This window comes from Pelagibius sp. (assembly GCF_028281305.1).
Taxonomy (GTDB): domain Bacteria; phylum Pseudomonadota; class Alphaproteobacteria; order Kiloniellales; family Kiloniellaceae; genus Pelagibius.
On record NZ_JANQKD010000060.1, the window covers coordinates 1 to 2,036 of the forward strand.

Sequence of the window (2,036 nt, forward strand, 5' to 3'; positions counted from 1 at the left end):
ATGCTGGCCTGCGCCAGCATGACGGCTTCTTTTGGGTCGTGAGTAATTCATTCACACGCTCTGAGGAGGCCGCGCAGCGGCCGTCTCGAAGGGTCGGCGATCGTGTTCAGCGCAACCCGGCCTGACGACGGCGTGTTCGCGCGTCGGAGCCCAACCCGAATAAGCCCCATCGCGCCGAACGCAGCGAATGTCACCGCCAAGGCACCAAGAGCACGCGGCCGATGCTTGTCCCTTGGTGTCTTGGCGCCTTGGCGGTGAAACCGCCCAAAGAACAAACCGGTCCATCGGCGCTTCGCGCCAACAAACCTTTTTTTGGTTTTTTGCGTCTTCGCGTCTTTGTGGTGATCCCCCTTCTGTCGACATTCCGTGCGGTTGGCAGACCGGTCTATTCACCACAGAGGCACCGAGACGCAGAGAACAAACGGGTTGATGGCGCTTCGCGCCAACCAGCTTCATTTTGTTCTCTGTGCCTCGGTGCCTCTGTGGTGATCTCGCCTTTGCCAGCCGGGTCGCGTCGCGGCGGCGTAAGCGTCCGGTTACGACCGCGGTTCAGGATGTTGGCTGCCAGTTGTATGGCAGCAGCTCGGCGAGATGGCGAGCCGGGTGCGGTCCTATACGGGCGATGACATCGGTGAGGTAGGCCTGGGGATCGATGCGGTTGAGCTTGGCTGTTTCGATCAGTGAGTAGACGGCGGCGGCGCGCTCGCCGCCGGCGTCGGAGCCGGCAAAGAGGTAGTTCTTGCGGCCGAGGGCGACCCCGCGCAGGGCCCGCTCGGCGGCGTTGTTGTCGATCGCCAGGCAGCCGTCGTTGAGATAGCGCAGGAGGCTCTCCCGCCGTGCCAGGGCATAGCGCATGGCCGCGGCCAGGTCAGACCGCCCCGACAGCTTTGGCAGGGTGCTCTCCATCCAGGCAATGAGGTTTTCGGCGGCCGGCCGGCTGCGCTCCTGCCGGACGTGGCGCCGCTCGTCCGGCGGCCGTCCGCGGATCGCCTTCTCGACCGTATAGAGAGCGGCGATCCGCTCCAGCGCCTCCTGGGCCACCGGGCTCTGCCTGGCGGCGTAGACGTCATGGAACTTGCGTCTGACATGCGCCCAGCAAGCCACCGCGATCACCGGCCCAGGCTGCCGCTCGGCGGTATAGAGCGCGTTGAACCCGGCATAGCCATCGGCGACCAGGTGGCCGGCAAAGCCGGCAAGATGGCGCTGGGGATGGGCGCCCTTGCGGTCGGGGCTGTAGAAGTAGGCCGCCGCCGGCGGCGGCTCGCCGCCGTGCGGGCGCTCGTCGCGCACATAGACCCATAGCCGCCCCGTCCTGGTCTTGCCCATGCCGGGCGCCAGCACCGGCACCGGCGTGTCGTCGGCGTGCAGCCGCGGGGCGGCCATCACGTCCTCGCGCAGCAGACTGACCAACGGCTCCAGGATCGCCGTCGAGCGCCCGACCCAGTCGGCCAGCGTCGAGCGCTCCAGCGCGACCCCCTCGCGGGCATAGATCTCCGACTGGCGGTAAAGTGGCTGGTGGTCGGCGTACTTCGACACCAGCACATGGGCCAGCAGGCCGGGGCCGGGCCGGCCCCGCTCGATCGGCAGGTCCGGCATGGCGGCCTGGGTGATCGCCTCGCAGCGCCGGCAGGAGAACTTCGGGCGCAGGTGGCGGATCACGTGGAAGCGGCCCGGCCGGTACTCCAGGATCTCCGTCACGTCCTCGCCCAGACGGCGCAACGCGCCGCCACAGGACGGGCAGTTGCAGGCCGCGGCGTGCACCACCTCCTCGCGCGGCAGATGATCGGGCAAGGGCCGGCGCACCGGCTTGTCCCGCGCCTCGTCGCAGGGACGGCCGGGAACCCGCTGCTGTGACTGGCCGACGCTCTCCTCGAGGTCGCCCAGCATCAGCTCCAGCTGCTCGATCTGCCGGTCCAGCTTCTCCGACGAGCGCCCAAAGCTCATGCGCCGCAGCCTGGCCAGCTGCGCCTTCAGCTTCTCGATCTCCAGGGCCTTCTCGATCAGCCCGGCGCGCGCCTGCTCCAACTGCTCGGCCA

General features: G+C 68.3%; 1 protein-coding gene. It reads right to left on the reverse strand.

Annotated elements, in window-relative coordinates:
- Nucleotides 1-549 precede the first annotated feature (549 nt).
- Nucleotides 550-2,025 carry an IS66 family transposase gene (locus Q0982_RS12970; RefSeq protein WP_299396221.1) on the reverse strand — a complete coding sequence of 492 codons (1,476 nt, stop codon included), beginning with the start codon at nt 2,023-2,025 and terminating at the stop codon, nt 550-552.
- Nucleotides 2,026-2,036: the final 11 nt, after the last annotated feature.